21 protein-coding genes are annotated in these 22,782 nt (G+C 74.9%); 7 read left to right on the forward strand and 14 right to left on the reverse strand.

All coding sequences use genetic code 11. From position 1 onward, the window contains the following. Positions 1 to 246 precede the first annotated feature (246 nt). Positions 247 to 939, forward strand: a complete 693-nt coding sequence (locus RM445_RS14030; protein ID WP_311556671.1) for a 4'-phosphopantetheinyl transferase family protein — start codon at positions 247 to 249, stop codon at positions 937 to 939. Between the two features lie 227 nt (positions 940 to 1,166). Further along, positions 1,167 to 2,534, forward strand: coding sequence for a DNA polymerase IV (locus RM445_RS14035; RefSeq protein WP_311556672.1), 1,368 nt, complete (start codon positions 1,167 to 1,169; stop codon positions 2,532 to 2,534). 6 nt (positions 2,535 to 2,540) lie between these two features. On the opposite strand, the gene nhaA is transcribed toward RM445_RS14035, so the two are convergent. Further along, positions 2,541 to 3,881, reverse strand: coding sequence for a Na+/H+ antiporter NhaA (nhaA, locus tag RM445_RS14040; RefSeq protein WP_311556673.1), 1,341 nt, complete (start codon positions 3,879 to 3,881; stop codon positions 2,541 to 2,543). On the opposite strand from nhaA, the gene RM445_RS14045 reads away from it, so the two are divergent. Both RM445_RS14045 and RM445_RS14050 read left to right on the forward strand, forming a co-directional pair. After that, complete coding sequence (locus RM445_RS14045) at positions 3,871 to 4,446, forward strand: DsbA family protein (protein ID WP_311556674.1); 576 nt, start codon at positions 3,871 to 3,873, stop codon at positions 4,444 to 4,446. The genes nhaA and RM445_RS14045 overlap by 11 nt on opposite strands. Then, positions 4,443 to 5,246: an endonuclease/exonuclease/phosphatase family protein gene (locus RM445_RS14050; RefSeq protein WP_311556675.1), complete on the forward strand. Its 804-nt coding sequence runs from the start codon at positions 4,443 to 4,445 to the stop codon at positions 5,244 to 5,246. The genes RM445_RS14045 and RM445_RS14050 overlap by 4 nt, the downstream gene beginning before the upstream one ends. An 83-nt stretch (positions 5,247 to 5,329) precedes the next feature. Here RM445_RS14050 and RM445_RS14055 read toward each other — a convergent pair whose 3' ends face one another. Both RM445_RS14055 and cobT read right to left on the reverse strand, forming a co-directional pair. Next, complete coding sequence (locus tag RM445_RS14055; RefSeq protein ID WP_311556676.1) at positions 5,330 to 6,037, reverse strand: protein kinase family protein; 708 nt, start codon at positions 6,035 to 6,037, stop codon at positions 5,330 to 5,332. Positions 6,038 to 6,168: 131 nt separating this feature from the next. After that, positions 6,169 to 7,281 (reverse strand): nicotinate-nucleotide--dimethylbenzimidazole phosphoribosyltransferase, encoded by a 1,113-nt coding sequence (gene cobT / locus RM445_RS14060; RefSeq protein WP_311556677.1) that lies wholly within the window; start codon positions 7,279 to 7,281, stop codon positions 6,169 to 6,171. Between the two features lie 165 nt (positions 7,282 to 7,446). Between cobT and RM445_RS14065 the strand changes: the two genes are divergently transcribed. Further along, on the forward strand, positions 7,447 to 8,223 hold the full coding sequence (locus tag RM445_RS14065; protein WP_311556678.1) for a hypothetical protein: 777 nt from the start codon (positions 7,447 to 7,449) through the stop codon (positions 8,221 to 8,223). Beyond that, complete coding sequence (locus tag RM445_RS14070; protein ID WP_311556679.1) at positions 8,220 to 9,680, forward strand: hypothetical protein; 1,461 nt, start codon at positions 8,220 to 8,222, stop codon at positions 9,678 to 9,680. The genes RM445_RS14065 and RM445_RS14070 overlap by 4 nt, the downstream gene beginning before the upstream one ends. Positions 9,681 to 9,833: 153 nt before the next feature. On the opposite strand, the gene cobA is transcribed toward RM445_RS14070, so the two are convergent. The 8 genes from cobA to RM445_RS14110 all read right to left on the reverse strand — a co-directional run bounded on the left by cobA (position 9,834) and on the right by RM445_RS14110 (position 18,854). After that, positions 9,834 to 11,063, reverse strand: a complete 1,230-nt coding sequence (gene cobA, locus RM445_RS14075) for a uroporphyrinogen-III C-methyltransferase (protein WP_311556680.1) — start codon at positions 11,061 to 11,063, stop codon at positions 9,834 to 9,836. 331 nt (positions 11,064 to 11,394) lie between these two features. After that, on the reverse strand, positions 11,395 to 12,834 hold the full coding sequence (locus RM445_RS14080; protein ID WP_311556681.1) for a cobyrinate a,c-diamide synthase: 1,440 nt from the start codon (positions 12,832 to 12,834) through the stop codon (positions 11,395 to 11,397). Beyond that, positions 12,831 to 13,802 carry an aldo/keto reductase gene (locus RM445_RS14085; RefSeq protein ID WP_311556682.1) on the reverse strand — a complete coding sequence of 324 codons (972 nt, stop codon included), beginning with the start codon at positions 13,800 to 13,802 and terminating at the stop codon, positions 12,831 to 12,833. The genes RM445_RS14080 and RM445_RS14085 overlap by 4 nt, the downstream gene beginning before the upstream one ends. A gap of 10 nt (positions 13,803 to 13,812) precedes the next feature. Next, positions 13,813 to 14,217: a type II toxin-antitoxin system VapC family toxin gene (locus RM445_RS14090; RefSeq protein WP_311556683.1), complete on the reverse strand. Its 405-nt coding sequence runs from the start codon at positions 14,215 to 14,217 to the stop codon at positions 13,813 to 13,815. Further along, entirely contained in the window at positions 14,214 to 14,495 is a 282-nt protein-coding gene (locus tag RM445_RS14095; RefSeq protein WP_311556684.1) for a type II toxin-antitoxin system Phd/YefM family antitoxin, read from the reverse strand. The genes RM445_RS14090 and RM445_RS14095 overlap by 4 nt, the downstream gene beginning before the upstream one ends. Before the next feature lie 33 nt (positions 14,496 to 14,528). Next, a complete protein-coding gene (cobO, locus tag RM445_RS14100; protein ID WP_311556685.1) occupies positions 14,529 to 15,143 on the reverse strand; it encodes a cob(I)yrinic acid a,c-diamide adenosyltransferase in 615 nt (204 codons plus the stop codon). A gap of 10 nt (positions 15,144 to 15,153) precedes the next feature. Further along, positions 15,154 to 17,313: a putative cobaltochelatase gene (locus RM445_RS14105; RefSeq protein WP_311556686.1), complete on the reverse strand. Its 2,160-nt coding sequence runs from the start codon at positions 17,311 to 17,313 to the stop codon at positions 15,154 to 15,156. After that, positions 17,313 to 18,854, reverse strand: coding sequence for a cobyric acid synthase (locus RM445_RS14110; protein ID WP_311556687.1), 1,542 nt, complete (start codon positions 18,852 to 18,854; stop codon positions 17,313 to 17,315). The genes RM445_RS14105 and RM445_RS14110 overlap by 1 nt, the downstream gene beginning before the upstream one ends. Before the next feature lie 17 nt (positions 18,855 to 18,871). Between RM445_RS14110 and RM445_RS14115 the strand changes: the two genes are divergently transcribed. After that, positions 18,872 to 19,684, forward strand: a complete 813-nt coding sequence (locus RM445_RS14115) for an SURF1 family cytochrome oxidase biogenesis protein (protein ID WP_311556688.1) — start codon at positions 18,872 to 18,874, stop codon at positions 19,682 to 19,684. On the opposite strand, the gene RM445_RS14120 is transcribed toward RM445_RS14115, so the two are convergent. From RM445_RS14120 to RM445_RS14130, 3 genes are all read right to left on the reverse strand, one after another. After that, on the reverse strand, positions 19,573 to 20,643 hold the full coding sequence (locus RM445_RS14120) for a cobalamin biosynthesis protein (protein ID WP_311556689.1): 1,071 nt from the start codon (positions 20,641 to 20,643) through the stop codon (positions 19,573 to 19,575). The two genes, RM445_RS14115 and RM445_RS14120, sit on opposite strands and share 112 nt — an antisense overlap. Before the next feature lie 31 nt (positions 20,644 to 20,674). Continuing rightward, positions 20,675 to 20,923 (reverse strand): hypothetical protein, encoded by a 249-nt coding sequence (locus RM445_RS14125; RefSeq protein WP_311556690.1) that lies wholly within the window; start codon positions 20,921 to 20,923, stop codon positions 20,675 to 20,677. A 113-nt stretch (positions 20,924 to 21,036) separates the two neighbouring features. Continuing rightward, positions 21,037 to 22,722 (reverse strand): AMP-binding protein, encoded by a 1,686-nt coding sequence (locus tag RM445_RS14130; protein WP_311556691.1) that lies wholly within the window; start codon positions 22,720 to 22,722, stop codon positions 21,037 to 21,039. Positions 22,723 to 22,782 lie beyond the last annotated feature (60 nt).

Below are 22,782 nucleotides of genomic sequence, written 5' to 3' on the forward strand. Positions count from 1 at the left end.
CACCGGCCGTCCCGCTACCGGACGCCGCCCCGACCGACGAACGGCCCAACCGCGCAGCGCGCCGCGGGAACCGCGGGGCGGATGCCCCGGGGTCCCACGGCCGAGGCGGCGCCCCCCACGCCAGGGGCGCGCAGGGCCGCCGGATCAACCCCGTCCGCCGGACGGGCTGATCCGGATCCGCGCCGCCGGGGTGCGAGGCGGGGGACGCCCTGCCCGCCCCGGCGGCGCCCCCGTAGCGTCTCGAACGTGGATCTCCGAGGACGCTGCACCGTCTGGTGGGCCGCGCCGGTGGATCCGGAGGCCACCCCGGCGCTGGTCGGCCTGCTCGACGACCACGAGCGCGTCCGGCTCTCCCGCCTCCGCCGCCCGGCCGACCGCGCGCGCTACCTCGCCGCCCACGCGCTCGTCCGCCTCGTTCTGGCGCCGATCGCGGGAACGGCGGCCGATGCGCTCGCCTTCGACCGCACCTGCCGGTGCGGGGCGCCGCACGGCAAGCCCGTGCTCCGCGGAGGCCCGGGCTTCTCGCTGAGCCACGCGGGCGACCTCGTCGGCGTGGCGGTCCGTGCAGACGGTCCGGTGGGGCTGGACGTCGAGCAGGTCCGCGACGTCGCCGATCTCGACGCCCTGGCCGAGCACGTCCGCTCGCCGGCCGAACGTGCTCGCGGCGACCTCAATGCCGCAGGGTTCTTCCGCGCCTGGACGCGCAAGGAAGCGCTGGTCAAGGCCACCGGCGACGGACTCACCGCCCCGATGACGGCGATCACCCTGGCTGATGATGGGCCGGGCGTCGAGCAGTGGACGGGCCCCGGGGCACCGTCCGGACCGATGTGGCTGCACGACCTCTCCCCCGCCCCCGACCACCCGGCGGCGGTCGCAGGCCCGGGAGCCCAGGCACCGGAGATCGTCGAGGCCGACGGCGACGCGGTCCTCCACGCCTGACCCGCGAGTCCGCGACTTTCACACCGCGAGTCCGCGACTTCGACAGCGCGAGTCGGCAGGTTCTGGCGAGCGAATGTCAGGTTTGGGGCACCCCGCTCAACTGCCTCAAAGGATGAATTCGCTCGCCGAAACGTACCGACTCGCGCTGCTCTTCGTACCGACTGCGCGGCCACGTGGGCGGGCGGCGGGGCGCGGAAACTGTCGGTGGGCGGCGGGACAATGACGCGGTGGGTTCGGGTCGATGGGTGCTGCACCTCGACATGGACGCGTTCTACGCGGCCGTCGAGCAGCTCACGCGTCCGACGCTGCGCGACCGGCCCGTGCTCGTCGGCGGGTCCGGGCCCCGCGGGGTCGTGGCCGGGGCCAGCTACCAGGCCCGGGTGTTCGGGGCCCGGTCGGCGATGCCGATGGGGCAGGCGCGGCGGCTCTGTCCGCAGGCCGTCGTCCTGCCGCCCCGCGGCGGGCTCTACTCGGCGGTGTCGGAGCAGGTGATGGCCGTGCTCGCCGAGGCGGCGCCGATCGTCGAGCCCGTGTCCCTGGACGAGGCGTTCCTCGAGCCGCCCGCGCTGGCCGGGGCCTCGGTCGCCGAGGTGGAGGAGTTCGCCACCGCCCTCCGCGCGGCGGTGCGCACGCGGACGGGGCTTCCGGCGTCCGTCGGCGCCGGCTCGGGCAAGCAGCTCGCCAAGATCGCATCCGAGCTGGCGAAGCCGGACGGGCTGCGGGTGGTCGCTCCGGACGAGGAGCAGCACGTGCTGGCGCCGCTCCCGGTGCGCGCGCTGTGGGGAATCGGGCCGGTCGCCGAGACCGCGCTGCACCGGCTCGGGGTGCGCACCGTCGGCGCCTTGGCCGCGCTGGACCGGCGCGAGGCCACGGACGTCCTCGGCGTCGCGATCGGCACGGAGCTGCACCGGCTCGCCCGCGGCATCGACGAGCGGCCGGTCGCGCCGCGGGGGGCGGCGAAGCAGGTCAGCGCCGAGACCACCTTCGACGCCGACCTCACCACGATGACGGCCGTGCACGACGCCGTCGCGCGGATCACCGAGGCCGCACACCGGCGGCTGGTGTCGTCGGACCGGGCGGCGCGGACGGTCACCGTCAAGATCCGCAGAACGGATTTCGCCACCCACACCCGCTCCGAGACCGCGACGCTCGCGACCGCGGATCTTGCGACGCTGACCGCCGTCGCCCAGCGACTGGCCCGCGGTGCGGTACCCGAGGGCGGGGTCCGCCTGATCGGGGTGTCGCTGGCGGGACTGGGCGAGGAGCCGCCGCCGGGGCTGTTCGACGGCCTCGGACCGGCCGACACCGATAACGACGCTGCGATTGACACAGTCGACGACACGGTCGACCTGCCCGATCCGGAAGCCGACGGGGGTGGAGAGAATGGCGCCGCCCAGCACGAGCCGGGCCGGGCGTGGCGGGCCGGCGACGACGTCTACCACCTCGAGCACGGGCACGGCTGGGTGCAGGGGGCCGGGCACGGGCGTGTCACCGTCCGGTTCGAGACCCGCAGTTCCGGGCCGGGACGCGCTCGCACCCTGGCCGCCGACGATCCCGCCCTGCGCTCTGCCGACCCGCTCGGCAGCCTCGCCTGACCGGCGCTACTCCACCGGACGCCAGGGCCGCGGCGGCAGCATCGGCAGGCCGCTCGGCGCGCACTGACCGCCGCGCTCCCCGGCCAGCCGGAAGATCAGCCAGCCGATCACCCCGGCCAGGATGGACCCGGCCAGGATCCCGATCTTGGCGTCGGCGACCAGCGCCTCGTCGTCGAGCGCGAGCTCCGTGACGAACAGCGCCACCGTGAACCCGATCCCCGACAGGCCCGCGCCGCCGATCAGCTGCCCCCACCGCAGCGTGTCCGGGACCCGGCCGAGCCCCGTCCGCAGTGCCACCCACGTCCCGATGATCACGCCGATCGGCTTGCCCACCACGAGGCCGATGACGATGCCCCACGTCACCGGCGACGTCGCGGCGGCCTGCAAGGTCTCCACGGTCAGCGCGACCCCCGCGTTCGCCAGCACGAACACCGGCACGATCACGTAGCTGCTCCAGGGCTGGATGCGCCGCTGGAGCCGCTCGTTCGGCGAGACCGCCTCGGTCACCGCGGCCTGCGCCGCGGCCGCGCGTCCCGGGGTGGGGTCGACGAGGAAGCTGCGGCCGGCCAGCTGCACGCGGGCGATGTCGCGCCTGCGCGGCGCATAGGCGTTGACCAACAGCCCCAACGTGACGCCGACGACGCTCGGGTGCACGCCCGACCGCAGCACCGCCAGCCACATGGCCACGCCGATCACCACGTAGACCGGCGTGCGCCAGAACTGCACGAACCGCAGCCCGAGCAGACAGGCGAACAGGCCGACGGCCAGCAGCAGCGCGACGACGTCGACCTCGTCGGTGTAGAACAGCGCGATCGCGAGGACGGCGCCGATGTCGTCGACGATGGCGAGCGCCAGCAAGAACACCCGCAGCTGGTCGGGACACCGCGGGCCGACCAGGGCGAGCACGCCGAGCAGCGCGGCCGTGTCCGTCGAGATCGGCACACCCCACGCCGCCGCACCCGGCCCGCCCGCGTTGAGAAGCAGGTACAGGCCGGCGGGCACCACGAGCCCCCCGAGCGCACCCAGCGCGGGCGCGATCAGCGCCCGGACCCCGCGTAGCTCGCCCAGGGTCGTCTCACGCGAGATCTCCAGGCCGACGCTGAGGAAGAACAGCACCATGAGCCCGTCGTTCACCCAGTGCCGCAGGTCGAGCCCGAACTCCGTGGCGCCGAGGCGCAGCGTGAGATCCGTGTGCCAGAACTCCTCGTAGTTGCCCACGAGGTTCGTCCACAGCAGAGCGAGAACGGCCGCCCCGAGAAGCAGCACCGCGGACCCGGCCTCGGTGCGCAGAAAGGACCGCGCTGCCCGGCTGAGCTCGCCGCGCTCGGCTAGGGTCGTGATCGCCACGGCCCGATCATTCCGTATCCCGACGAGGAGGCCCGCGATCACCGACCAGGTCACACGGCTGGACCCGCCCATCGGGCCCTACGACCACCTGGAGGGCGTGCTCGGCGCGGCGCACAGCCTGGTCGAGTACGGCGACTTCGAGTGCCCGTACTGCCGCGCGGCGGTCCCGGTCATCGCCGAGGTGCGTGCCCGCATGGGTGATCGGATGGTGTTCGCGTTCCGGCACTTCCCGCTCGCCGAGATCCACCCCTTCGCCCTCGCGGCGGCGCTGGCGGCCGAGGCCGCCGGGGTGCACGGGCAGTTCTGGCCGATGCACGACCGCCTGTTCTCGGGCGACGAGCCGCACCTGCGGCAGGCGGACCTGCGGGACTACGCCACCGAGATCGGGGTGACTCCGGAGAAGGTGGTGTGGCCGGCGACGCAGTTCGTCGAAGACCGGGTGGAGGCCGACTTCAACTCGGGGGTCCGCAGCGGGGTGCGCGGCACGCCGACGCTGTTCGTCGACGGCGTGCGGTACCGCGGCGACGTGACGGTCCGGGCCCTCCTCGCGGCGCTGGAGGGATGACGGTGCGCATCGCCACCTTCAACCTGCTGCACGGGCTGGACGTGCGCAGCAAGCGTGTCGACCTCGACGCGGCGGCCGAGGCGATCGAGGCGCTGGACGTGGACGTCGTGGCCGTGCAGGAGGTCGACCGCGGCCTGTCCCGCTCCGGTGAGCTGGACCAGGTCGCGGAGCTGGCCTCGCTGCTCAGCCGCACGGGGGTGTTCGCACCCGCGCTCCTCGGCGACCCGACACTGCACTGGACCCGCGGGCCGGGAGCCGACCCGGATCCGGGCGGCCCGGCCTACGGGATCGGCCTGATCAGCAGGCTGCCGGTGACGGCGGTCGCGATCGCGGCCCTGCCGGGCGGCGGTCCGGGGCAGGCCCGTCCCCGCCGCCCGGACGCGCGCCGTCCCCCGATCCCCTACCGGGACGGGGAGCCGCGGGCCGCGCTGCGGGTGACGGTGGAGGCGCCGTGGGGCGGCCCGGTCGCGGTCACGACGGCGCATCTGTCGTTCGTGCCGTGGCGGGGCCGGCGGCAGCTCGCCACGGTCGGCCGGTTCGCACGGGGCGGTCCGGACGGCGCGGTGGCCGCCGTGCTCCTCGGCGACCTCAACCTGCCACCACGAGTGGTCGAGCCGGCACTGCGACGCGGCGGCTGGCGGACTCTGCCGGCCGGACCCACGTTCCCGTCCTGGACCCCCGTCGCGCAGCTCGACCACGTGCTCGTCCGCGGCGGGATCGTGATGGAGGAGCTGAAGGCGGGGCCGGCGGGGCCCAGCGACCACCTGCCGCTGACGGCGAGCCTGCGCGCGATCGGCTGAGTACGAGCCTCCGGTCTATGCCTGGAAGGCCACCTTCACGACGTCCTGTGACATGAAGGTGGCCTTCCAGGCATACGAGCGCGCTACCCCGCGGCTCGCGCGCCATCGGCCGTCCAGCTGCGCACCACGCGCCGCCGCCCCTCGCCGCCCGACGCGAACGGCAGAGCTCCGAGGGCGGCACCCAGGCCGACGGCCTCGGCCAGGTCTGCACAGCCGCGCAGGTCCCCGGCCACCGCCGGATCCGACTCGCACCACGCCGCGGCCAGCACCCAGGCGAGCTGCGCCCAGGCCACGAGGTCGCCCTCGCGATGCCCGGGACCGCCGGTCACCGCGACGAGCAGCGGCGCGCCGTCCGGCGCGATCACGATCTCGGCGGCGTCGAGCGCGCCGTGCCCGAGCCCACGCATGTGCAGCGCCCGCAGCGCCCGTCCGACGGCGCTGAGCACGGCGGCGGCGTCGCCCGGTCCCAGGCCGAGATCGGCGCCATGGCTCAGCAGGTCGTCGACGGTCGGGCCGGACGGCACCGGGGTGGCGACCCAGACGCGGCCGCCGTCCTCCAGCACGCTCGCGATCGGCATGAGGCCCGGCAGCTCGAGCCTGCGCATGCGGCGCACGGCGCTCGCATCGGCGCCGGACGGCAACCGCAGCAACGCTCCCGGACCGTCGACCGGGAGGAACCAGGTGCCCTGCGCCGTCTCCCGCACGGCCGGCCCGGGCGAGGGGCGCTGGAAGGCCTGGTACGTCGGCCGACGCTCGGCGGTCGTGGTGCACATCATCCGGGCGTCGGTCACCTGGGCCGTCCTTCCCCCCGCGATCCCGAGCGGGACCGTTCGTAGAAAAGACTCGCTCCCCGCGCGAAGACGTTACGCCCTGCGGCCGAGTCGTGACCTCCTGTTGACGGAACCGATTCCGTGAATCGGGCTCAACCGCCGGTCTTGTCCACCACTCCTGCCGCGTCGAAGGTGGCGACGTCCTGCAGCGCCCGCGCCGCGCCCGCCACCACCGGCAGCGCGAGCAGCGCCCCCGTGCCCTCACCGAGGCGCATTCCGAGGTCCAGGAGCGGGGTGGCGCCCAGCGACGCCAGCGCCCGGGCGTGCCCCGGCTCGGCGGACACGTGCCCGGCCAGGCAGTATCCGACGGAGGCGGGGGCGAGCCCGCCCGCCACGAGCGCAGCGGCACCGGCGTTGACCCCGTCGAGCAGTACCGGCACGCCTGCCGCCGCCCCGCCGAGCACGAACCCCGCGAGCGCGGCGTGCTCGAACCCGCCGACGGCCGCGACGACGCCGAGCGGATCGGCCGGGTCGGGGGCGTGCAGAGCCAGCGCCCGGCGCACCACGTCGGTCTTGCGCGCGAGCGTCTCGTCGTCGATCCCGGTCCCCCGCCCGGTGACCACAGCCGGATCCGCTCCGGTGAAAGCGCAGATCAGCGCGGCTGCGGGCGTCGTGTTCGCGATGCCCATGTCGCCGGTCACGACGCACCGGTGCCCCTCGTCGACGAGTTCGTGGGCGACGGCGATGCCGGCCGCGACGGCCCGGCGGGCCTCGTCGCGGGTCATCGCCGGCCCGGTGGTCATGTCGGCCGTGCCCGCGGCCACCCGCCGGTCCCGGAGATCGGGGTGGGCGTCGAGGGGTGTGCGGACACCCACGTCCACCACGGTCACGCTCGCGCCGACCTGCCGGGCGAAGGCGTTGACGACCGCTCCGCCTGCCAGGAAGTTCGCCACCATCTGCGCCGTGACCTCCTGCGGCCACGGCGTGACGCCTTGGACGTGGACGCCGTGGTCGCCCGCGAAGACCGCGACGGCCGCGGGCTCCGGTAGCGGCGGCGGGCACTCCCCGGCAATGCCCGCGAGGGCGACGGCGAGGTCCTCGACGCGGCCGAGCGCACCGCGGGGTTTGGTCATGCGGTCGAGCCGGTCCTGGGCCGCGGCCCGGGCGTCGGCACTGACGGGGCGGACGGCCGCAACCGTCTGGGCGATGATCTGGGCGGCATCGGGCACCCGCCGAGCCGACCACGGGCGTCCGCGGGCGGTCAAGGGGACCTCCGTCTCCACGTCAGGGGACATTCCGGCCACCCGGGCGGGCCGAGACGCGCGACGTCGCGAATTGGTCTCCCACGTTTGACACACGCCCGTAACAGGGATCCCCGGGACAACGGTCGCCCGATCGGGTGGGCCGTGCGTCACACGGAGGAGAGCCCGGTGAGTGGCACTGCGGTCGTCCTGATCATCGTCGTCCTGCTGGTCCTCGTCGCGCTCGGGGTGGTGCTGTCCCGGCGCCGGCGCTCGTCGCAACTGCAACAGCACTTCGGCCCCGAGTACGAGCGCAGCGTCGCCGCGACGGGCGACCGCCGCGCGGCTGAGACCGAACTCGCCGAGCGGCGACAGCGCCGCGAGGAGTTCGACGTCCGCGACCTGAGCACCGAGGAGAGCGGCCGCTTCCGCGAGTCCTGGAACGAGATCCAGCGCGGGTTCGTCGACGACCCGCGGCAGTCGCTGCGCTCTGCGGACCTGTTGGTCGCCGAGATCATGCGAGCCCGGGGCTACCCGGTCGACGACGACTTCGACCGGCGGGCCGACGACCTCTCGGTCGACCACCCCCGGGTCGTGCAGCACTACCGGGAGGCCCGGAAGGTCCGCGACGCCGACGGCGAGGTCGACACCGAGAGCCAGCGCACCGGCCTGACCTCGTACCGGTCGCTCATCAACGCCCTTCTGGGTGACGACGCCGACCACGACGCCGACCACGACGCCCGCCACGCCGGGACCGGACGCGACGACGTCCGTGACGACCGCAGCGACGTCCGGCCCGACGACGCGCGAGCCGACGACGACGCCCGGCGCGCCGACGACGCGACCGACCACACCGACGGCACACAGGCCGGCCGACACGCCCTGCACGACGAGCAGCGGACGACCGGCCCCGCCACCGACCCGACGGGGCAGCGGAGCCCCCGGACCGAGGAGCACACGCGATGACCGACCCTCGCAGCACACACCACGACGACGACCCCCGCGAGCACCGCGGCATCGGCCAGCGGATCATGGACGCCGTGCTCGGCGACCCCGCCGACCAGCGGCACGACGACCCGGCCGGCGCCCGGCGCGACGACCCCGCGGACACCCGTCAGGTCGATGCGGACCGCCCCGGCGGTGGCGTGGGCGGAGGCGACCAGCCCCGGGGCGAGTACGCCTCGTACGAGCAGGCCATGCGCGACCACTCCGCAGGCGGCGCCACGCTGGAGGACCGCGGCTCCGTGCAGGACGTCGACACCCGGCGCGACACCGCCGGGTACGGCTACGCCGACGACGCCCGTCGGGACTCCGGTCAGGCCGGGCTCGCCGACGACGCCCGCCGCGACGCCGGCCAGGCTGGGTACGTCGACCGGCGCGAGGCCGCCCGGGACGCCGGCTACGACGCCCGCGACACCACGACCGGCACGACCACCGGCACCACGACCGGCGCGGACCGCGACTTCGTGACCCCGAGCTACGACCCCGACCGGGACCGCGGGTACGACCCGCAGGCGGCAGGCACGGCGATGGACGACCGGGCCGGGGCCGGCACGCGCGGCGACGCCGACCGCGACTTCGGGTCAAGCAGGGGCGATCAGGACCGCGAGTACGCCCCGCAGGCCTCCGGAGCGCTGACGGATCCCGCAGCCGGTCCGGTCGCCCGCAACACCCCCGGTCCCCACCAGGGCGACGCGGACTACGACACCGCCCGCGACACCGGCTACGTCGACGACCAGCGCGGCGACGCGTCCCGCGGCTACGACCCGGCGCAGGACACCGGCTACGTCGACGCATCGCGGGCCGAGACGGACCGGACCACCGGTCGCCGGGACGACGACTACGACACGGGCCGGGTAGACACCGCTGGGCAGGACACCACCGGCCGCGTCAGCACCGAGCGGGTCGACGCGGACCGCTCGGACACGCACCGTGGAGCCGGGGTGGCCGCGGGAGCCGCGGGCGCCGGAGCCGTCGCCGCGGCGGCGTTCGGGGGCGGCCGTGGCGACAGTGACCGCGACACCGACCGCGGCGCGAGCTTCAGCAACGTGGACGACACCGCGACCGTCGACGGCACCGACACCGGCCGAAGCACGCCGGACACCGGGAGCGGCGCCCAGGCCGGTATCGCCGAGGAGAACGGCGAGTCGGGCGGCCGGGAGCGGCTCGTGCCCGCCGATCGCGCCGACGACTACGGCTCGCGGTGGGACGCGCTGAAGGGCGACTTCGTCGACGAGCCGCGCCGGGCCGTCCGCCAGGCCGACGAGCTGGTGGGTGAGCTGCTCGACGAGCTCCAGCGGCTGTTCGCCGACCAGCGCCACACCCTGGAGCAGGGCTTCGACCACGAAGGCGCCTCGACCGAGGACCTGCGGCTGGCCCTGCGCCGGTACCGCAGCTTCTTCGACCGGCTGCTGTCCTTCTGACCCGCTGACCCGCTGACCCGCTGACCCCGCCCGTCGGGCCGCCCCGGTGCTTCCGGTGCGGCCCGACAGGTCGCTCCGGAGCCGATGTGCTCCCGAAGACCGATCTGTCCGACGCCGGGCCGGGCCTGCACCTGCCGGCCTGGTTCGTGCCCGCTACTCCGACACGGGCCCGTCGACCAGACCGGCGACCGGGCCGATCACGATCACTGCGGGCGGCGCGATCTCGTGCGCCCGGACGTCCGCAGCGGCCTCGGCGAGCGTCGTCCGCAGGGTCCGCTGGATCCGGGTGGTGCCGTCCTGCACCACCGCCACCGGCGTGTCGGCGGGGCGCCCGCCCGCCAGCAGGGCGTCGGCGAAGGCCCCGATCCGCTCGACGCCCATCATCAGCACCAGAGTCCCCCGCAGCCGGGCCAGCGCCGTCCAGTCCGTCAGGCTCTGCGGGTGGCCGGGCGCGACGTGCCCTGACACGACCACGATCTCGTGGGCGACCCCGCGATGGCTGACCGGCACGTCGGCGACGGCCGGAACGGCGAACGCGCTGGTCACGCCCGGCACCACGGTCACGGGCACCCCCGCTTCCACGCAGGCCTGGACCTCCTCGAACCCGCGGCCGAAGACGTACGGGTCGCCGCCCTTGAGCCGCACGACGAACCGGCCCGCCCGGGCGTGCTCGACGAGCAGCTCGTTGATCCGGGCCTGGTTCATCGCCCGTCCGTAGGGGATCTTCGACGCGTCGATGACCTCGACGTGCGGTGCGAGCTCGTCGAGCAGGTCGCGGGGGCCGAGGCGGTCGGTGACGACGACGTCCGCGCGGGCCAGGAGCCGCCGTCCGCGCACTGTGATCAGCTCCGGGTCGCCGGGGCCTCCTCCGACCAGGGCGACCCCGGGCCGCACGGGCTCGGCGTCCTGGTCCACCCGCACGGCCCCGGCCTGCAGCGCCTCGATCAGGGCGGTGCGCACCGCGGCAGAACGGCGCGGGCGGCCTCCGGAGAGCACACCGACGGTCAGTCCGTCGTGCTCCCCGACGGCCGGGGTCACCGCACTGCCGCCAGGGGCGTCGTCGGCGCGGACGCAGAACACCCGCGCCGCCTCGGCCGCGGCGGCGACCGCGGCGTTGACCTCCCCGTCGTCGGTGGCGGCGAGTACGTACCAGGCGCCGTCGAGGTCACCGGCGCGGTAGGGGCGCGCGGTCCAGCGCAGCTCCTTCGCGGTGGCCATGCCCTCGACCGCGGGCGTCACCTCGGGTGCGACGACCTCGACGTCCGCGCCGGCCGCGAGCAGGGCCGGGAGGCGTCGCTGGGCGACGGTGCCGCCGCCGACCACCACCACGCGTCGGCCGGTGAGGCCGAGCCCCACCAGGTACGGGCGCTCGTCGCCGGTCATGCGCGCCCGCTCCCGGCGACGTGCCGCGACGACAGCGGTCGGGCCGGGGGATCGGCCGGTCCTGCGTGGACCGGCGACACGCTCGCGCGCACGGGACAACTCCTCCTCGGACGTCGCCCACCCGCCGCGGCGGTGGGCCTGGTGCGCGGGTGCCCTCCCCGGAGGCCGGTCACGGGGCAGTGCATCCCCGATCCTTCCGGGGTTCGCGCGGCCGAACGGCTCCGATCATAACCGCCCGGGGCGGTCGGCGAGCCGCTGCGCGTGCTGCCTCACACCGCCCGACAGTCGCACTGCGGCACGTGACCTGGACGAACGGCCCACTCGTCGGAACCTATCCGACGGTTGTGCCACTCGTCCGAAAGGCGAGGCCGTGCCGGGAAGATCCCGAGACCCGCCGGGCCAGGCGTGCGACCGCGCCGGGCGACCCCGCCGGATGGGTGTGGAGGAACGACGCGTGCACTCCCCCGGCCACGAAGCCCTCCGGTTCCCCGCCGCGCCATCCCCACGCCGGAGCGGTCCCGGCCCGCGGCGTCACCGCGCAGTGGTGGAACTCGTGCCCCGCCACCCGCTGCCCGGCCGCGAACGGCACGGAGGCCGAGAGCGCGACCGCGGCGCGGTATCCGAGGGTGAGCCGCCCGGTCATGGCGGCGGTGGCCGGGAGGACACCGCACAGGGGGTGGCCGTCGAGGTCGGCGCAGAGGTACAGCAGCCCGCCACACTCCGCGTGCACCGGAGCACCGGACGCGGCGAAGGCCGCGACGTCGGAGATCAGCGGGACGTTGGCCGACAGCGCGGCGACGTGCTCCTCGGGGAAGCCGCCGGGCAGCACGAGCGCCGCCGTGCCGTCGGGCAGGCGCTCGTCGTGCAACGGGTCGACGACGGCGACCTCGAGTCCCGCGGCCGCGAGCAGTTCGACGTGCTCGGCGTAGCCGAAGGTGAACGCTGCACCCCCCGCGACCGCCACCACCGGCCGGGCTGATGTAGCGAAAGCGGCTTTCGGTGCACTCAACGCAGCGAAAGCGGCGTTCGGTACATCCGGCGCGGCCTCGGTGAGCTCCGCCGCCGGATCCCAGGCGGGCCCCGGGGGGATCGGCTCGGCCAGGCGGACCACCGCGTCGAGATCGACGTGCGCCGCCACCAGGTCGGCCATCGCCTCCACCGCCGCCGTCGCCGCCGACCCGTGCTCGACCGCCGTCACCAGCCCGAGGTGCCGCGACGGCACGGCCAGCTCCGCGCGCCGCGGGAGCGCCCCCAGCACCGGCAGCCCAACCTCGTCGCACGCGGCGCGCAGCACCGCCTCGTGCCGCTCGCTGCCCACCCGGTTGAGCACCACCCCCGCGACCCGGGTCGCGGGGTCGAACGACCGGAAGCCGTGCAGCAGCGCCGCCACGCTGCGCGACTGCCCGCGGCAGTCGACCACCAGCACCACCGGCACCCCGAGCAGGCCGGCCACATGCGCAGTCGAGCCGTGCCCGTCGGCCAGGCGCCCGTCGAACAGGCCCATCACGCCCTCGACCACGGCCACCTCGGCGCCTGCCGCGCCGTGCCGGAACAGCGGCGCGATCCGGTGCTCGCCGACCAGCACCGGATCCAGGTTCCGGCCCGGCCGCCCCGCCGCGAGGGTGTGGTAGCCGGGGTCGATGTAGTCGGGCCCGACCTTGAACGGCGCCACGGACGTCCCGCGTCGGCGCAGCGCGGCCATCAGGCCGGTGGCGACCGTCGTCTTCCCGCTGCCCGACGCCGGGGCCGCTACGATCAGGGCCCGCGTCATTCGTGCCCGAGGATCGGGTGCGGCACGTACGGCGCCTCCAGCGCGGCGACCTCGTCGCCGGTCAGCGTGACGTCGACGGCCGCAATCGCGTCGTCGATCTGCCCCGGCTTCGTCGCGCCGACGATCGGCGCCGTCAGCGCGTCCTTCTGCAGCATCCAGGCCAACGCGACCTGGGCCATCGGCAGGTCACGCGCCTTCGCGACGTCGACGAGCGCGCGCACCACGGCGTCGTCGGCCTCGCCGTACATCTTGCGGGCGTAGACGTCGCTGTTCGCGCGGGTCGTCGTCCGCTCCTCCGGTGGCTTCGCCAGCCGCCCCCGCGCCAGCGGGCTCCACGGGATCACCCCGACGCCCTGGTCGAGGCACAGCGGGTGCATCTCCCGCTCCTCCTCGCGGTAGAGCAGGTTGTAGTGGTCCTGCATCGCGACGAACCGGGTCCAGCCGTTGCGCTCCGCGACGTGCTGCGCCTTCGCGAACTGCCACGCGAACATGCTCGACGCCCCGATGTAGCGCGCCTTGCCGGCGCGCACGACGTCGTGCAGCGCCTCCATCGTCTCCTCGATCGGGGTGTGCGGATCCCACCGGTGAGTCTGGTAGAGGTCGACGTGGTCCGTACCGAGCCGGCGCAGCGACGCGTCGATGGACGCCAGCACGTGCTTGCGCGAGAGCCCGCGGTCGTTCGGGCCGGGGCCCATCGGGTTGAACACCTTGCTCGCGAGCACGTAGTCGTCGCGGCTCCCGAAGAACTCGCGCAGCAGCGTGCCCGTGACCTCCTCGCTGACTCCGTCGGAGTACATGTCGGCGGTGTCGAAGAAGATCACGCCGGCGTCGACGGCACTGCGGACCAGCGGGCGCGCGGAGTCGAGGTCGAGCACCCAGTCCCGCCAGGCCGACGACCCATAGCTCATCATCCCGAGGCAGATCCGCGAGACCTGCAGACCGCTGGCTCCCAGTCGCGTGTACTCCACGCGATCGACCCTAACCCCGGCCGGGCATCTCCACCGGGATCCCGGTCGGCTCCACCGCGGCCGCCTGCCGGGTGTCGTAGGTGACGAAGGCGCTCACCGTCTTGCCGGAGGCGACCAGCACCTCGGCGGTGGCCAGGTGGACTGCGTCGAGCGACCGGAGGGCGTCGGTGACGTATGCGCCGGCGGTGGCGCGGACCGAGGCGTCCATCTCGATGCGAACGATCCGGGCGAGGACGACCGGCATGATGGCGAGGCGGGCCGGAGCGGACCGGCGCAGAGCGCGCGGTACCTCGACCTCCGCGAGCACCGAGGTCACCGGCGCCTCGTTCCGGTCGTTGAGCCAGTCCGCCAGCACCCGGCTCTCCGCCTCGATCTTGATCAGCTTCACGATCGCGGAGCTGTCGAGGTAGATCACCAGCGCTCGTCGTCGCGCAGCGCGGACAGCAGCTCGCCCGCTTCCGGGCCGTCGTCGAGCGGACCGTCCGGGACCTCGAACGGGGCGCTGATCGTCGCAGGGACGGCGCGGCCGGCCGCAACGAGATCGGTCACCTCGTCCAGCTTGCCGCTCGTGACCGGAACCAGCCGGGCGATGGGACGGCCCCGAGAGGTGATCTCCAGTGACTCCCCGCGCTCCACCCGCGCCAGCACACCGGCGGTGTCCTGGTTGAGCTGACGGACGGGGATGCTCTCCACGCTCACCAGCGTACTACTCGAGTAGTACGACGGTCACCACTCGATCCCGCGCTGGCCCTTCTGCCCCGCGTCCATCGGGTGCTTGACCTTGGTGGTCTCCATGACCAGGTCGGCGGCCTCGATCAACTCCGGCGCGGCGTCGCGGCCCGTGATGATCACGTGCTGCCGGCCCTCCCGGCGGGCCAGCACGTCGACGACCTCGGCGACGTCCACCCAGCCCCACTTCATCGGGTAGGTGAACTCATCGAGCACGTACACCTCGTGGGCCTGCGTCTCGATCCGGCGGCGGATCTCGCTCCAGCCCTCGCGCGCCTTCGCTGCGTGGTCGTCGTCGGTGCCCTGTTTGCGGGTCCACGACCAGCCCTCGCCCATCTTGTGCCACTCGACCGGCCCGCCCTCTCCGGTCTGCTCGTGCAGGGCTCCGAGCGCACGGAAGGCCGTCTCCTCCCCCACCCGCCACTTGGCCGACTTCACGAACTGAAACACCCCGATCGACCAGCCCTGCGCCCATCCCCGCAGCGCGAGGCCGAACGCGGCGGTCGACTTGCCCTTCATCTCGCCGGTGTGCACCACCAGCAGGGGGCGGTTGCGGCGCTGGCGGGTGGTGAGGCCGTCGACGGGGACGGCGACGGGTTGGCCCTGCGGCACGATGTCCTCCTCAGGCGGCGCGGGCCGCGTGCACGACGCCGGCGACGCGGTCGGCCGACAGGTCGGCGAGGGCGATCAGCGGCGCGGCCGCCGCAGCGGCGATCCCGGCGGCCAGGCCGAGGCGCACCGGCCCGGCCTCGCAGTCGACGACGACCGTGGCGATCCCGTCCGCGGCCAGCAGTGCAGCGGCACGGCAGGCGTCGCGGACCGGGTCGTTGCCCGGGCGGGCGGCGACGGTGGCCCGGCCGTCGGTCATGATCACCAGTAGCGCGCGGCGGCGGGGATCTCGGAGCCGCTCGGCCGCGAGCAGCCGGCGGGCCCGCAGCAGACCCTCGGCCAGCGGCGTGCGGCCCCCGGTGCGCAGGGCGGCGAGCCGGGCCTGCGCGATCGGGACGCTGGACGTCGGCGGGAGGACGACCTCGGCACCCGTACCGCGGAAGGTGACGAGCCCGACCTTGTCGCGGCGTTGGTAGGCGTCGCGCAGCAGCGACAGCACGGCGCCGGAGACCGCCGACATGCGGCGGCGGGCCGCCATCGACCCTGACGCGTCGACGGCGAACAGCACGAGGTTGCCCTCGCGGCCCTCGCGCTCGGCGCGGCGCAGGTCGCCGCGTTGCAGGACGAGCCCGGCGCCCTCCCGGCCGCGGCTCCGCTGATGCGGCGCGGCGGCCGCGACGGTGGCGGGCAGGTGCAGCTCGACGGCGCGGCAAGGCGTGCCGTGCGTCGGACGGACGACCCGGCCGGAGTCGGTGCGGGCGCGTGACCGCTTGCCGGGCGCGCCCTCGCCGACGCCGGGGACCTCGAGCCGGCGGGCCCGGAACGGCGTCGACGGCGGGGGCGCGGGCGTCGGGGACCCGTCGCCGGCCGGACGGGGGGCGTGCGGAGACCGACCGGACGCGTCATCGGGCAAGTCAGACCGACCCGACGCCGCGTTCGCTCCGTCCGGGGCGTCGGCGGCGCCCTCTGGAGCGCCCTCCGGGGCGCCACCACCGGGACCGTCGGGATCCGGCCCGTCGGGCTCCGGCTCGGGATCGGCGCCGTCGAGGGCCTCGTCGAGCGCCTGCTCGTCCATCCCCGGCTCGTCGAACGGGTCGCGGCGCCGCCGGTGGGGCAGCGCCAGCCGGGCGGCCGCCCGGACGTCGTCCTTCGCAACGGCCTCGGCCCCGCGCCAGGCGGCGTGCGCCGTCGCCGCGCGGGCGATCACGAGGTCCGCCCGCATGCCGTCGACGTCGAACGCCGCGCAGATCGCGGCGATCCGGCGCAGCTCGGCGTCGGGCAGCACCACCGACGCCAGCCGCGCACGCGCGTCGGCGATCCGACGCGCCGTCTCCGCCTCGGCGTCCGCGAACGTGGCGACGAAGGCGGCCGGGTCGGTCTCGAACGCCATCCGCCTGCGCACGACCTCCACCCGCGTGTCGACGTCGCGGGAGGCCCGGACCTCCACGGTGAGCCCGAACCGGTCGAGCAGCTGCGGGCGCAGCTCGCCCTCCTCCGGGTTCATGGTCCCGACCAGCAGGAACGACGCCGCGTGCGACACCGACACGCCGTCGCGCTCGACGTGCGCGCGCCCCATGGCGGCGGCGTCGAGGAGCAGGTCGACGAGGTGGTCGTGCAGCAGGTTGACCTCGTCGACGTAGAGCACGCCGCGGTGCGCGTCGGCGAGCAGGCCGGGCTGGTAGGCGCGGACGCCCTGCGCCAGCGCGCGCTCCAGGTCCAGCGACCCGACCAGCCGGTCTTCGGTCGCGCCGACGGGCAGCTCGACCAGCCGCGCGGGGCGCGCGTGCACGGCCGAGGGGGGCGTCGCGAGCAACGCCAGGCCGTCGCGCCGGCGCACCTCGGCGTCCGCGCGGTCGTGGCCGTCGCAGCACACCCCGAGAGGTCCCGGGGCGGCGTGCGGCCCGTCCGGGCACCGCGGGTCCGGGGCCGCCGGGTCGCAGGAGAACCGGCAGTCGGGCACGACCGCGACGTCCGGCAGCAGCGCGGCGAGCGCGCGCACCGCCGTGGACTTCGCCGTGCCCTTCTCCCCCCGCACCAGCACCCCGCCGACGCCGGGATGGACGGCGTTGAGCAGGAGCGCCAACCGGAGGTCGTCGTGGCCGACGACGGCGGAGAAGGGGAACCGGACGACGTCTCTGTCATCCGATGCGACGCGCGGTGCTGTGGAAGTCATCACGGCGAGCGTGCCAGACCGGAGGTCACCGTCGGGAGATCCGGCGGGGTGCCGTGACCGATCACATGCCGCAGGGCCGCGGTGTCGAGGTGGTCCGCGACGAGATCGCCGAGCAGGTCGAGCTGGGCGGCGCGCTCGGCGGGGAACGACGTGTCGGGCGCGACCCGGAACCCGCTGCGGCCCGCCTGCTCCGCGACGCGGACCAGCAGGGCACGGCGGAACCCGTCGTTCTCGAGCAGCCCGTGCCAGTGCGTGCCGAGGACGGCGCCGGCGTCCGATCCCTCGCCGTCGAGAAGGAGTGGGTCTCCCGAGCGCACCACCCGGCCGTGGTGGATCTCGTACCCGCCCACCTCGTGCCCCCACGCGGTGCCCGTGGGGTTCGCCAGCACCTTGTCGGCCGCGAACTCGACGTCGAGGTCGAGCAGGCCGAGACCGTCCGCCGACCCGCCCTCGACCCCGTGCGGATCCGCGATCACCCGCCCGAGCATCTGGTAGCCACCGCAGATCCCCAGCACCGGTCGCCCCGCCTTCGCGTGCGCGACGACCGCGTCCGCCAAGCCCGTGCGCCGCAGCCACGCCAGGTCCGCCACGGTCGCCTTGGAGCCGGGCAGCACGACGAGGTCCGCGTCCTCGATCCGCGACGGCTCGGTCACGTACCGCACCGCGACCCCCGGTTCGCACGCCAGCGCCTCGGCGTCCGTCGCGTTGGAGATGCGTGGGAACCGGACCACGGCCACCCGCAGCCACTGCGCCCCGTGCGCGGCCGCCGGCCGGCCCAGCACCCCGTCCGTGACCGCCGCGAGCGAGTCTTCGGCGTCGAGCCACAGTCCGTCGGCCCATGGCACGACACCGAGCGTCGGGCGGCCGGTGAGCGCCCGCAGCTGGTCGAGCCCCGGCGCGAGCAGGGCGGGGTCGCCGCGGAACTTGTTGACGACGAAGCCCGCGATCCGCGCCTGGTCTGCGGGCGAGAGCACGGCGACCGTCCCGAACAGGTGCGCGAGCACACCGCCACGGTCGATGTCGCCGACCACCACCACCGGCAGATCGGCAGCCTGCGCCAGGCCCATGTTGGCGATGTCGGTGGCCCGCAAGTTGATCTCGGCCGGCGAGCCGGCACCCTCGCAGACGACCACGTCGAACCGCGATCGCAGGTCGGCCAGGGTCGCGGTGACGACCTCGAGCAGCGCGGCCTTGCGCTCCCGGTACGACATCGCGCTGACCGTCCCCTGCGCCCGCCCGAGCACCACCACCTGCGACGACCGGTCGCTGCCCGGCTTGAGCAGCACGGGGTTGAACGCGACGCTCGGCTCGAGCCCGCAGGCGTGCGCCTGCATCGCCTGGGCCCGCCCGATCTCGCCGCCGTCGGCCGTCACGACCGAGTTGTTGCTCATGTTCTGCGCTTTGAACGGGGCGACCGACACCCCCTGGCGCACCAGCCAGCGGCAGATGCCTGCGACCAGCGCGCTCTTGCCCGCGTCCGAGGTCGTGCCCGCCACGAGCAGCGCGCCCCGGAGTGCTGTGCCGACGGTCGCATGGCTCACCGGGATACCGTAGGCATGTGCGGTTCCTGCTGCGTCCCGGCTGGCTGGCCTTCATCGCGCTGGTGGTCGGCTTCGCGGTGGCCTGCTACACGCTGCTCGCGCCGTGGCAGTTCGGCCGCGAGGACCAGCGGGAGGCCCAGGAGCGGGCGATCGCGACCGCCGACGCGACGCCCGCCGTGCCGCTGGCCGAGCTCGTCCCGGCCGGATCGGGGGTGACCCCGGAGCTGGAGTGGCGGCAGGTGACGGTCACCGGCACCTACCTGCCCGACGCCGAGGCCGCGGTCCGGCTGCGGACGGTGGACGGCAAGCCGGCGGTCGAGGTGCTCACCCCGATGCGGCTCGACGACGGCCGGATCGTCGCCGTCGACCGTGGCCTGGCGCCGGTCACGGACGGCGGGGCGGTGCCCGTGTACGCGGCGCCGCCGGATGGCACCGTCACGCTGACGGCGCGGCTGCGCCCGGACCAGCGGGATCCGTCGGACCGCCCGATCGTCCGGGGGGAAGGAGCCCCGCAGCTCTACGCCCCCGACTCGCGCGTCGTCGGCGCGACGGCGGGGCTGGACATCGTTCCCGGGATCCTCCAGCTGCCGGCGGAGCAGCCCGGAGTGCTCGTTCCGGTGCCGGTCGGCCCGTCGGTGGCCGACGCCGCGCCGTTCACGAACTTCTCCTACGCCCTGCAGTGGCTGACGTTCGGGCTGATCGCGCTGGTGGCCCTGGGCTACTTCATCCGGCTGGAGATGCTGCAGCGCCGGTCCGGTGGCCGCCGGGCACACCGGACGGCCGTGCGCCAGGCACTGGCGGGCGACGACGTCCCGCCCGAGCGGCCCTGATTCCTCTCGTCGCCGGTCGCAGGCCGTAGCCCCACTGCCACCGCAACCGCCAGAACGGTCGACGCCGCGCCCACGAGCCGGGACAGGCGTGCCGCCCGGCGCAGGTCTGCCGGGCCGGGCGACGGGCCGTCGCCCAGGCGCGGCCGCTCCTCCGCGCCGTGTGCGTACACGGTCCGCCCGCCGAGCGTGACACCGAGCGCCCCAGCCGCGGCGGCCTCCACCGGCCCGGCGTTCGGGCTCGGGTGCGCCGCCGCGTCCCGCCGCCACGCGCGCAGCGCCGCCCGCGGCGACCCGCCGACCGCCGGCGCCACGGCCGCCGTCAGCAGCGCGCACACGCGCGCCGGCAGCAGGTTGGCCACGTCGTCGAGGCGGGCGGCCGCCCACCCGAACCGCCGGTACCGGGCCGAGCGGTGCCCGACCATCGCGTCGAGCGTGTTCACCGCCCGGTAGCCGAGCAGGCCGGGCACTCCGGCCACGGCACCCCAGAGCAGCGGGGCGACGACGGCGTCCGACGTGTTCTCCGCCATCGACTCCGTGCCCGCCCGCGCGATCCCGGCCGCGTCGAGTGCCGACGGGTCGCGTCCGCAGAGCCCCGGCAGCCGCGTCCGGGCCGCGGCGAGGTCGTCGCGGTCGAGTTCGGCGGCCAGCGCCGCGCCTTCCCGGGCGAGCGACGTCCCGCCGAGGACGACCCAGGTCGCCACAGCGGTCGCCGCAGTCCGTGCCACGCTGCCCCGAGCCACCTCTTCGGCTCCGACACCCAGCGCCACGGCCCCGCCGACCAACACCACGACGTGCGCGACACCGGCGCTGCGCCGGTCGGCGTAAGCGCGCCGCTCCAGTGCGGCGGCCGCCGACCCGAACCCGGCCACCGGATGCCGGCGCCGAGGATCACCGAAGACGGCGTCGGCGACGACCCCGAGCAGCAGGCCGACGGCGCGAGCGGGCGGGAGCGCGATCACCCGGTCGACGCTACGACGCGGGGTACCGCGCTCAGGCGTCGCGGTCGGTGTCGATCGCCCGCGTCAGGTTCTGCTCGTGCACCTGCTGCGCCTGCATCGCGATCCGGTGCAGGCTGCACGGCCACGTCTCCCCCGAGCCGGTCGCGCTGCGGCATGCGCTGCAGCGTCCGAACCGGTCCGGGACGTGTGCGGCGAGCAGCCGACGCCACACTCCCGGCATCTCGGCCATGACCTCGGCCATCGGGACCGCCGGTCTGCCGTCGTCGTCCTGCTCCTCCACGTCGCCCCCTCGCACCGCATGCTCGGGCGCCACCGTGCCCGGAGCGCGCCGATCCGTCCACTGTCGACGCCGTTGCTGCCGGTGTCCGATACCCCGCGTGCGGAGACGCACACCTAGAGTGTGAACTCCTCCGCCGGCGCCTGCCCCTCGGACCGTGTCGTCTCCCGGCCCCGCAGCTCGACGCGCCGGATCTTGCCCGAGATGGTCTTGGGCAGCTCGGCGAACTCCAGGCGGCGGATGCGCTGGTAGGGCGCGAGGTTGTCGCGGGCGAACTCCAGGATGGACCGGGCGGTGTCCGCCGACGCTTCGTACCCCGCGGCGAGCACGACGAACGCCTTCGGCACCGCCAGTCTCAACGCGTCCGGCGAGGGCACCACCGCCGCCTCCGCAACGGCCGGGTGCTCGATGAGCACGCTCTCCAGCTCGAACGGCGAGATCCGGTAGTCGCTGGCCTTGAACACGTCGTCGGCGCGCCCGACGTAGGTGATGTAGCCGTCGGCGTCGCGCTTCCCGACGTCGCCCGTGTGGTAGTACCCGTCGGCCGTGGCCCCGGCGGTCAGCTCCGCGTCGCCGGCGTAGCCGACCATCAGTCCCAGCGGCCGCTCCTTGAGCTCCAGGCAGATCTCGCCCTCCTCCGCCGGCGCGCCCGTCGACTGGTCGATCAACGCGACGGTGTAGCCGGGCACGGGCCGGCCCATGGACCCCGGCTTCACCGGCTGCCCCGGGGTGTTCGCGATCTGCACCGTCGTCTCGGTCTGTCCGAACCCGTCGCGAATGCGCACTCCCCACGCGCGCTCGACCTGCTCGATGACCTCGGGGTTGAGCGGCTCCCCGGCCCCCACGACCTTGGCCGGCGGATGGGGCAGACCGCTGAGGTCGGCCTGGATGAGCATCCGCCACACCGTCGGCGGCGCACAGAAGCTCGTGACGCGGCACCGGTCGAGGACCTCGAGGACGCCGGCCGCGTCGAACCGCGCGAAGTTCATCACCAGCACGCACGCCTCGGCCGTCAGAGGAGCGAAGAAGTTGCTCCAGGCGTGCTTCGCCCAGCCCGGCGAGGAGATGTTGAGGTGGACGTCGCCGGGCTCGAGCCCGATCCAGTACATCGTCGACAGGTGCCCCACGGGATACGAGGCGTGCGTGTGCTCGACGAGCTTCGGACGGGCCGTGGTTCCGGAGGTGAAGTAGAGCAGCAGCGGGTCGGCGGCGCGGGTGACGCCGTCCGGCGTGAACGCGGCTGCCGACGTCTCGGTCTCGGCGTAGTCCAGCCACCCTTCCGGAGCCCCGCCGACCGCGATACGGGTGTAGTCGCCCGGCAGCTCCGCGAAGGCGTCGGTGGCCGACGCCGCGACGACGACGTGCCGGGCGCCGCCGCGGTCCAGCCGGTCGCGCAGGTCCGCGGCCCGCAGCTGGGTGGTGGCGGGGATGACGACCGCGCCGAGCTTCATCGCGGCCAGCAGCGTCTCCCACAGCTCGACCTGGTTGCCGAGCATCAGGACGATGCGATCGCCACGCTGCACGCCCCATTCGCGGAGCGAGTTGGCCACCCGGTTCGACCGCTCCGCCAGCTCGGCGAAGGTCCAGTACGCCTCGGAACCGTCCTGCTCGACGATCCAGAGCGCCCGCCGCGCACCGCGCACCGGATCCGCGGCGACGGCGTCGATGTGGTCGAGCGCCCAGTTGAACGTGTCGAGCTCGGGCCACCGGAAGTCGCGGTAGGCGGTGTCGTAGTCGTCGCGGTGCGCGAAGAGGAACCCGCGCGCGGCGTAGAAGGCCTGTACGGAGTCGCCTGCAGCCATGACCCACCCTCACCGCTCGCCGCTCTGCTCGGCGAAACCCTAGCTACCGATCCCACTGAC

The sequence above is a fragment of the Pseudonocardia charpentierae genome, from assembly GCF_031845345.1.
GTDB classification, from domain to species: domain Bacteria; phylum Actinomycetota; class Actinomycetes; order Mycobacteriales; family Pseudonocardiaceae; genus Pseudonocardia; species Pseudonocardia charpentierae.

Coding starts and splice junctions, on each gene's coding strand:
- cobA (WP_311556680.1), bottom strand. CDS start 11,063: ATGACCGGCGACGAGCGCCCGTACCTGGTGGGGCTCGGCCTCACCGGC.
- RM445_RS14080 (WP_311556681.1), bottom strand. CDS start 12,834: ATGACGCGGGCCCTGATCGTAGCGGCCCCGGCGTCGGGCAGCGGGAAG.
- RM445_RS14105 (WP_311556686.1), bottom strand. CDS start 17,313: ATGACTTCCACAGCACCGCGCGTCGCATCGGATGACAGAGACGTCGTC.
- RM445_RS14130 (WP_311556691.1), bottom strand. CDS start 22,722: ATGGCTGCAGGCGACTCCGTACAGGCCTTCTACGCCGCGCGCGGGTTC.
- RM445_RS14070 (WP_311556679.1), top strand. CDS start 8,220: ATGACCGACCCTCGCAGCACACACCACGACGACGACCCCCGCGAGCAC.
- RM445_RS14050 (WP_311556675.1), top strand. CDS start 4,443: ATGACGGTGCGCATCGCCACCTTCAACCTGCTGCACGGGCTGGACGTG.